The 8,442-nt window shown below is 63.7% G+C and carries 5 protein-coding genes and 2 pseudogenes; 4 read left to right on the forward strand and 3 right to left on the reverse strand.

The window, feature by feature from the left end:
- Positions 1-70: 70 nt before the first annotated feature.
- Positions 71-1,618: pseudogene (locus tag QT222_RS11400) on the reverse strand (excinuclease ABC subunit C); the annotation flags it as partial.
- Between the two features lie 308 nt (positions 1,619-1,926).
- On the opposite strand from QT222_RS11400, the gene QT222_RS11405 reads away from it, so the two are divergent.
- Positions 1,927-3,453 carry a methyl-accepting chemotaxis protein gene (locus QT222_RS11405; RefSeq protein ID WP_491477245.1) on the forward strand — a complete coding sequence of 509 codons (1,527 nt, stop codon included), beginning with the start codon at positions 1,927-1,929 and terminating at the stop codon, positions 3,451-3,453.
- 6 nt (positions 3,454-3,459) lie between these two features.
- On the opposite strand, the gene QT222_RS11410 is transcribed toward QT222_RS11405, so the two are convergent.
- Positions 3,460-3,996, reverse strand: a complete 537-nt coding sequence (locus QT222_RS11410) for a VIT1/CCC1 transporter family protein (protein ID WP_004058851.1) — start codon at positions 3,994-3,996, stop codon at positions 3,460-3,462.
- A 120-nt stretch (positions 3,997-4,116) separates the two neighbouring features.
- On the opposite strand from QT222_RS11410, the gene QT222_RS11415 reads away from it, so the two are divergent.
- The 3 genes from QT222_RS11415 (at position 4,117) to QT222_RS11425 (ending at position 6,454) form a co-directional block, all read left to right on the forward strand.
- Positions 4,117-4,395, forward strand: a complete 279-nt coding sequence (locus QT222_RS11415; protein WP_004058852.1) for a DUF7967 family protein — start codon at positions 4,117-4,119, stop codon at positions 4,393-4,395.
- 173 nt (positions 4,396-4,568) lie between these two features.
- The gene (locus QT222_RS11420) at positions 4,569-5,534 is read left to right on the forward strand and encodes an ABC transporter ATP-binding protein (RefSeq protein ID WP_004058863.1); all 966 of its coding nucleotides are present in this window, start codon (positions 4,569-4,571) and stop codon (positions 5,532-5,534) included.
- Positions 5,531-6,454 carry an ABC transporter permease gene (locus tag QT222_RS11425; RefSeq protein ID WP_004058866.1) on the forward strand — a complete coding sequence of 308 codons (924 nt, stop codon included), beginning with the start codon at positions 5,531-5,533 and terminating at the stop codon, positions 6,452-6,454. The genes QT222_RS11420 and QT222_RS11425 overlap by 4 nt, the downstream gene beginning before the upstream one ends.
- A gap of 43 nt (positions 6,455-6,497) precedes the next feature.
- Here the strand turns inward: QT222_RS11425 and ligA are convergent.
- A pseudogene (gene ligA / locus QT222_RS11430) lies at positions 6,498-8,442 on the reverse strand (NAD-dependent DNA ligase LigA); the annotation flags it as partial.

Here is an 8,442-nt window from a genome sequence, read left to right on the forward strand (position 1 = left end):
GGGGGGGGGGAGGCGCGTGAGGGGGGCGGGAGCGTCAGGTGTGTATAAGAGACGGGGGGGTGGGAGGGGGCTGGTGGGGGAGCCGGTGGGCGTCGGCACGGGCGCGCTGGAGGACGTGGAGGTGCGGGGCATCGTCCGGCCAGTCGAAGGTCCGGTCGGGCGTGACGACCAACTCGCGGTCCTTGGCGATGCCGACCGCCGGAACGTCCCAGCCCGTCTCTTCGAGCGCGTCGAGCGCAGCGTTTAGCTGTCCTTTTCCGCCGTCGATGAGGAGCACGTCGGGGTCCGGGCGGTCGTCGCGGCCTTCGAGCGCGCGGGTCGCCCGCCAGCGGACGAGTTCGCGCATATTCGCGTAGTCGTCGTTTCGCTCGGGGAGTCGCCGCCGACGGTAATCTGCCGTCTCGGCGCTCCCGTCGACGAGGCACACGTCGCTCCCGACGACCGACGTTCCCTGTGCGTGACTCACGTCGAAGCCTTCGATTCGGGAGACGCGGCGCACATCGAGGTCCAGTTCGCGAGCGAGCGTCGCCAAGCCGTCGTCGCGACCGGCACGACGGCGGGCGTTCTTCAACGCGAGTTCGACTAACTTCGCTTCGCGGCCCGCACCCGGAACGCGGACGCTCACGCCCTCGGATTCGAGCCACGCCACTACGTCTTCGTCGTCGGGATGCTCCGAGAGAACGACGCCGTCGGGAAGTTCGCGTTCCGCGTAGAACTGCGCGAGAAACGCCGAGAGGACCGCGGCAGTCCGGTCTTCGCCCTCCGGCGCGTCGAGGTTGTGGCGCGTCCGGTCGACCAGTTGGCCGCGTTCGGCGTGGAGCCGGGCGACAGTTGCCGAGTCCCCACGGAGCGAGACGCCGAGCACGTCGATGGCTCGCTCGTCGGACTGCGAAGAGACGGCATCCTCGCCCGCGCCGTGGAACGATTCGACGACTTCGAGTCGGTCACGAAGGTTGGCGGCGCGTTCGAACTCGTTTTCCTGCGCGGCGGTCTCCATCTCCCGTCGGAGGGGGTCGGCGAGAACACCCGTTTCGCCCTCGAAGAATCGGACTGCGGATTCGACATCTTCCAGATAGGCGTCTTCGGCGATTTCGCCCGTACAGGGGGCCGTACACAGTCCCATCTCGTAGTCGAGACACGGCCGGGAGCGATTTGCGTACTTGTGGTCCGAACAGCCGCGGAGGCCGTACGTCTCGCGGATGGCTTTTATGACGGTCTCGACGCGGCCTTTGTCGGTGTAGGGTCCGAACACTGTCGCCGAGTCTGCCGGGTCGCGTGTGACCTCGATTCGCGGAACTGGGTGGTTCGTCAGTTGGACGAGCGGGTAGGATTTGTCGTCCTTGAGGCGGACGTTGTAGCGCGGTTGGTGCCGCTTGATGAGGTTCGCTTCGAGGAGGAGCGCCTGCGTCTCGGTGTCGGTGACGGCGAAGTCGATGTGTTCCGCACGGTCGACCATCCGGGAGATGCGCTCCGAACGCGGGTCGGCGTAGGACCTGACGCGAGCGCGGATGTCGACCGCCTTGCCGACGTAGAGAACCGTCTTACCGGCGACGAACTGGTACACGCCGGGGTCGGACGGAAGTGTGCTGGCTCGTTCACTGACCGCGCCTGCGTCCATCTGCGGTGACTTACCACGCAAACGGCTTCAGGTTGACGCGTCGCTTTCGGCGACGTCGAGACAACCATTTGGGGTGACCCCCCGAGACAACCATTTGGGGTGACCCTCCGAGACAACCATTTGGGGTGACCCTCCGAGACAACCATTTGGGGTGCTATCCGAGATGACCACCCGGTGTGACCATCATTGTAATCTCGTGTGTGAGAATGACCATAAGCGGAACTCGTCCGCCAGTATTGTGTTGACATTATCGTGTTTGATAATTATCACGAAACTTACTCGTATGTGGGTTCGGAACGTGGGTTCAAATGGCACTCCAAATCTTTACTCGCCTCCGGTCGTGGTTCGGCAATAAGACCCCGTTACCTGACGGTGGTACTGTCGCTGCCACCGCTACTTCCTCCAATACACCGGATTTGAACGTCGACGACGATGTGCTCCTCGACGGCATCGGCCTCCCCGCGTTCGTTCTCGATGGACAGGGCCGTGTCGCGGCGTGGAACTCGGGCGTCGAGGTACTCACTGGAACGACCGCCGAAGCGGCGCTCGGACGACGAGACCTCGGTGAGCTCTTCTACGGCGACTCGACGGCTACTGTACTTGCAGACCGGGTGCTCGACAATCCCCAAGACGCGGCCGAACTCGACGGCATCGAACTGGATGACGCGAATCGGATGCTCTACGCCGCCGAAGAGACGTTCACCGACGCCAGCGGCGAGGACTGCCATGCCCGACATACTGCGATGCCGCTCTACGAAGACGGAACGCTCGTCGGCGTTTTGCAGACCGTTCGTAACCGGACGACCGAGGTAGAACGCCACCGCGAGGTCGCCGACCTCGTCTCTGAAATCCAAGAGACACTGACGCAGTTGAGTCGCGGGCATCTGGACGCGCGGGCAACTGTCGATGAAAGCGACGTCATGGACGAGCAGCTTCTCGTCGTCGTCGACGCGGTCAACGAAACCGCGCGCAACCTCTCGACACTGGCCTCGAACGTCGAAGACGAAACGGAGACGGCGACGACCGCCGTCACCCGCGCCGCATCGGCCGCCGACAACATCGCCCAGAACATCGAAGAACAGCGTGACCTCCTCGACGAAGGTGCGACGCAGATGCAGCAGTTCAGCGCAACGATGGAGGAAGTCGCGGCGACCGCCGACGAGGTCGACACGGCGGCCAAAGAAGCCCGGGCGGCGACTGCCGAGGGGCGTGAGGCAAACAGCGAGGCGCGCGAAGCCACGGAGAGCGTCGTCACGATGGGCGACGAACTCGTCAACCGGGTAACCGAACTCGGCGACCGCATGGACGACATCGAGGCCGTCGTCGAGATTATTTCGGATGTCGCAGAGCAGACGAACCTGCTCGCGCTCAACGCGAATATCGAGGCTGCACGCGCCGGGCAGGACGGCGACGGGTTCGCAGTCGTCGCAGAAGAGGTCAAATCGCTCGCTGACGAGACGCGACAGCACACGGAGGATATCACGGCACAAATCGAGGATATCCAGTCGCAAACCGATGAGGCGGTTCACGCGGCGACCGAGTCAAACGACCGTATCGAGCACGCGGACGAAAGCATCACCGAGATGCTCGAAGCGTTCGAGGAAATCGCTTCGTCCATCGACGTGGCCGCCGACGGCGTCGCCGAGGTTTCGCGCGCCACCGACGAGCAGGCCGAGGCCGTCGAGGAACTGACGGCAACTATCGAGGACGTACGCGACCGAACCGTCGACACCGAAGGCGCGGTCGACAGCATCGTCGCGGCCACAGACGAGAGTACGCAGGCGCTCTCGGCGCTCGCAATGGAAGTCGAGGAGTTGTCCGGAAGCAACGCCTGAAGCGACTCACGCAACTCCTGCGAGTAGCTTGCCGACTGCGTACGCGACGGTCGCCGCAGCCATTCCGACGACGAACATCTCGCCGCCGTTTGCGACCCACGAACGGTTCGTGACGAGACTGCGACTCGCGCCCACGAGGAAGAACGCCGCGCCGGTGACGGCGATTGCGGTCGGAAACAGCGGTTCGAGGCGGAACACGTACGGTAAAAGCGGTGCCCAGCCGGCGATGATGAACGCGAGAAACGTCGCAACGGCGGTTTTGACCGGCGTCTTCCCGTCAGTTCGGACGCGACTGATTCCAACTGCGTCGTGGTAGTCCTCTTCCGAGCGCTCTGAGAGGTAGTTGCTCATCCCCATCGAGAAGCCGTCGGCGAACAGGTTCGCGAACCCGAGGATGATGACGATACCCGGACTCAGTGCCGCACCCGCGACACCGGAAACGACGGCGAAGGTCGTGATGATACCGTCGTTCGCGCCGTAGATTATCTCCGGAAGGTAGCGGCCTGACGACTGCACGTCGTCGCCGAGCAACGTCTCCAACATGACGTTGAACTACGCTGTCCGGACGAATAAAGCGCCGGGCGAGGTAGGTGGGTAATCTGCTGCGAAGATGTCACCGAAAGATGCGGCACGCGTAAGGGAAGGCCGTTCGAATCACGGCCCATGAGCGACACTGACGACACCACCCAACTCTGGTTGGTAGAGCGTTCTTACGACGACCGGGACCTCATCGTACTCATCTACGCGACGACCGACGGCGCGTACGAACTCAGAAAGGAACTGGCTGCGGCCGTGATGCACCAACGCCGGATGGTCACGACGGCCGCCATCGAAGAACCGACAGCGAACCTCGAACCGGTCACGGACGACGACCTGCGTGAGCGGTACGCCGCCGAAGCAACGAAGATGGCCGACTCGCACGACCCCGACGACGAAGTCTGAGTTTCGACTTGAACGCCCTCAACGACGAGGTTCGAATCAGAGACGGAGCGCCGAAAACCGCCCGACTCAAACGGTTTGACAACGACGGTTTCGGTGTCGATTTCGGGGGTCATATTATCGCCGCTGATTTCTGCACCTAAAACCCTTTAACCCAGTGCGACGCAGGCCTGCCCATGGCCGCTATCGAACTGAACGGGGTGACGAAACGATTCGAAGATGACGAGGGAGTATTCGAGACGCTCCAGTTGTCTTCGACTCCGGACGTTACCGCCGTTAACGACCTCTCGTTTTCCGTTTCGGAGGGAGAGGTGTTCGGGTTCCTCGGTCCTAACGGAGCCGGAAAGTCGACGACGATAAACATGCTTCTCGACTTCGTGCGCCCGACGAGCGGGACCATCCGCGTGCTCGGACACGACGCACAGGCCGAGAGCGTGGCCGTCCGCCGACGAACCGGTGTTCTTCCCGAGGGATACGACGTGTACGACCGACTCACTGGCCGCGAACACCTCGAATTCGCCATCGAGTCGAAAGAAGCCGACGACGACCCCGACGAACTGCTCTCCCGTGTCGGTCTCGACCCGGAGGCAGCAAACCGCCGTGCGGGCGGTTACTCGAAAGGGATGACCCAGCGCCTCGCACTCGCGATGGCGCTCGCCGGAAGCCCCGACCTGCTTATCCTCGACGAACCGTCGTCGGGACTCGACCCCGCTGGCGCGCGCGAGATGCGCGAAATCGTTCGAACCGAGGCCGAACGCGGTGCAACAGTATTCTTCTCCAGCCACGTGCTCGGACAGGTCGAAGCGGTCTGTGACCGCGTCGGCATCATGCGCAACGGCGAACTCATCGCCGAAGACAGTATCCGAGGACTCCGTAGCCGAATCGAGACTGACTCCGTTCTCCGACTCGACGTCGACGGCAACGCAGACCTCGCGGCGGTTCGCGCCCTCGACGGCGTCTCGTCGGTCGAATCTGACGGTGAGCGACTCGTCGTCTCGTGTACCGACGACGCGAAGACGCGCGTCATCGAAGCCATCGAATCGAACGGTGCCACGGTGGCCGACTTCGAGACCGACACGGCATCGCTGGAGGACATCTTCATCACCTACACCGAAGACAAGTCTTCGGAGGTGACAGCATGACGGTCGAGTCCGTCGCGCGCAAGGACTTCCGCGACGCCCTTCGCTCGCGGTGGCTTATCGGTCTCACGCTGTTTTTCGCCCTGCTCATCGGCGGGTCGACGGTGCTGTTCTACGGCGTCCTCCTGAAGGGTGCCGGCGCGAACTCCGAGGCACTGTTTGGCCTGACGACCGCGCCGGGCGGTATCTTTAGCTTCTCCTTTGCTGGCATGCTCGGATTCGTTCTCGCGCTCATCGCGCTCGTGACCGCCCACGGGTCGCTTATCGACGAGCGCGAGTCGGGCACCATCAAGCTCCTGCTCTCACTGCCGAACTCCCGCCGCGACGTGGTGTTCGGAAAGCTCGTCGGCCGGACGCTCGTGGTCCTCGTCTCGATGCTCGTCGGATTCATCATCGCCATGTTCGCGATGCTGTTCACGGGCGGACAGGTCATGTTCGCGTCTTACGCCGGGCAGGTAGCCCTCTCGGGACTCCTCGCCACGTCGTTCGTCTCCATCGGCATCTGGCTCTCGGCGACGTCGACGACCCCGAGACAGGCGCTGTTCGGGACTTTCGGCCTGTACTTCATCTTCGCCGTCCTCTGGTCGACGGTGGCGACCGGCATCCCGCAGGTCATCAACTGGGCCATCAAAAAAGTCGGTCTCACCGCGTTGAGCGCGCCGCAAATCGTCGAGATGCGCCTGTTCATCAAGTACCTGAACCCGCTTCGGGCCTACGAGACACTGGTTGCCCAGTTGTACGGACCGGCCGTGCCTGCCCGCCTGTTCAAAGCCGGACTCGGTGAACGGCTGACCATCCAGCCGGTCTTTCAGGAGTCGCTTCCGTTCTACTTCTCCGGGTGGTTCATCCTCGCAATCCTTCTGGCGTGGATTGTCGTCCCGCCGATTCTCGGCTACCTGTCGTTCCGGAAGGCCGACCTCTGAGGCGGCTTCGACCCGAAATTCCTCTTCTCGTCGTCTTTCGCTCTCACTCCGGTGGGTACGAAACGCCGTACTCCGCGAGCAGTTCCTCGAACTCGGCTTCGGTGAGCGTCGGCACGTCGTTTTCGTCGGCGTCGTCGCGCTTCGACTGACCGGGATTCTCGCCGATGACGAGGTAGTCGGTGTTACCCGAGACCGACCCCGTGACGTTGCCGCCGTGTGACTCCACGAGTTCGCTGACGGCGCTTCTGCTCACTGCGAGCGACCCGGTGACGACGAACGTCAGCCCGGCGAGTTCGTCGCCGCCAGTTTCGACGGGTTCCGGTTCGACGCCGTGGTCGAGCAGCGAGCGAATCACGGCGCGGTTGTTTTTGTTCTCGAAGAAGTCGCGGACGCGACGCGCGACCGTTTCGCCCACGTCGGCGACGGTCGTCAGCCGAGATTCGAACTCGTCGAAGTCGGACGCGGAAACGTCCTCACCGATGGGGAATCCGTCTATCGACCCGAACTCCCGGGCGAGGGCACGAGCGGTCGCTTCGCCGACTTCGGGGATACTCAGGCCGACGAGGAACGAATCGAGCGACGGCGCTTTCGACGACTCGATGGCATCGACGAGATTCTGGGCGCTCGTCTCGCCCCATCCCTCCAACTCGGTGAGGTCCGAAACCGTGAGGTCGTACAGGTCGGCAACAGTCTCGACGAGTCCCGCCTCGACGAGTTGGGACACGCGCTCTTCACCGAGTCCGTCGATATCCATCGCGCCTTTGATGGCGAAGTGGCCGATGGATGCCTCGCGCTGGGCGGGACACGAGAGGCCGCCGGAACAGAACGCGAGCGGGCCGTCGCGGTCGACTTGACTCCCACAGACTGGGCACTCATCGGGGAAGTCGTAGCTTCCGCCGGCATCCTCGACGACTTCGACGACCTGCGGAATCACGTCTCCGGCGCGCTTGATGCGGACGCGGTCGTCGACGGCGACGCCGAGTTCGTCGATTTTATCCGGGTTGTGGAGCGTCGCCCGTGAGACGGTCACGCCGCCAACGTCGACCGGGTCGAGAATCGCAACGGGTGTCAATCGCCCAGTTCGACCGACTTGGACGACGATATCACGGATTGTCGTCACCTCGTGGCGCGCCGGGAACTTATAAGCGAACGCCCAGCGGACCGACCGGCTCTTGGTACCGAGCTCGTCCCGCGCCGCCCGCGAGTCCACCTTGATGACGGTTCCGTCTATCTCGTAATCGAGGTCGTCGCGGGCGTCCTGCATCCGATTTCGGTAGTCGACTGCGCCCTCTACGTCTTCGACGCGCTCGATTCGGTCGGCGACGCGGAGCCCCCAGTCTCGGAGGTGGTCCAACGACTCCCACTGGCTGTCGGGCGTGGCGCTCGACCCGAGAATATCGTAGAAGAATACGGCCAGCGGTCGGTCGGCAACGACCGAGGGGTCGAGGTTTCGGAGCGTTCCGGCCGCCGCGTTTCGTGGGTTGGCGAAGGGGTCTTCACCGGCTTCGACCCGTCTGGCGTTGAGGTCGCTAAAGTCCGGTTTCGGCATGTAGACTTCGCCGCGGACGGCCAGTTGGTCGGGGTAGTCGCCGCGGAGCGAGAGCGGAACCGTCGGAATCGTTTTCACCTGCGCGCTCACGTCGTCGCCGCGCTGGCCGTCGCCGCGTGTGGCGGCGCGGACGAACGCGCCGTCTTCGTAGACGATTTCGATAGAGAGACCGTCGAACTTGGGTTCGCAGACGTAGGCTACGTCGCCGACTTCGCGGCGGACGCGCTCGTCGAACTCACGGAGGTCGGCCGCGTCGGTGCTCTGGTCGCTAGAGAGCATGGGCGCGACGTGTTCGACCGTCTCCAGCGCCTCGGTGGGTTCGCCGCCGACGCGACTCGTCGGACTGCTCGTCGTATCGAGGTCGAAGGTGCCCTCGAGCGCGTCGAGTCGGGAGAAGAGCGCGTCCTAGGCCGCCTCGGCGATCAGAGGCACGGCCCCC

This window comes from Haloferax sp. s1 (assembly GCF_058382125.1).

What these genes read in the sequence shown, in the direction of transcription:
- QT222_RS11420 (WP_004058863.1), top strand. Translation starts at nt 4,569, where the DNA reads ATGGCCGCTATCGAACTGAACGGGGTGACGAAACGATTCGAAGATGAC.
- QT222_RS11405 (WP_491477245.1), top strand. Translation starts at nt 1,927, where the DNA reads ATGGCACTCCAAATCTTTACTCGCCTCCGGTCGTGGTTCGGCAATAAG.
- QT222_RS11415 (WP_004058852.1), top strand. Translation starts at nt 4,117, where the DNA reads ATGAGCGACACTGACGACACCACCCAACTCTGGTTGGTAGAGCGTTCT.
- QT222_RS11425 (WP_004058866.1), top strand. Translation starts at nt 5,531, where the DNA reads ATGACGGTCGAGTCCGTCGCGCGCAAGGACTTCCGCGACGCCCTTCGC.
- QT222_RS11410 (WP_004058851.1), bottom strand. Translation starts at nt 3,996, where the DNA reads ATGTTGGAGACGTTGCTCGGCGACGACGTGCAGTCGTCAGGCCGCTAC.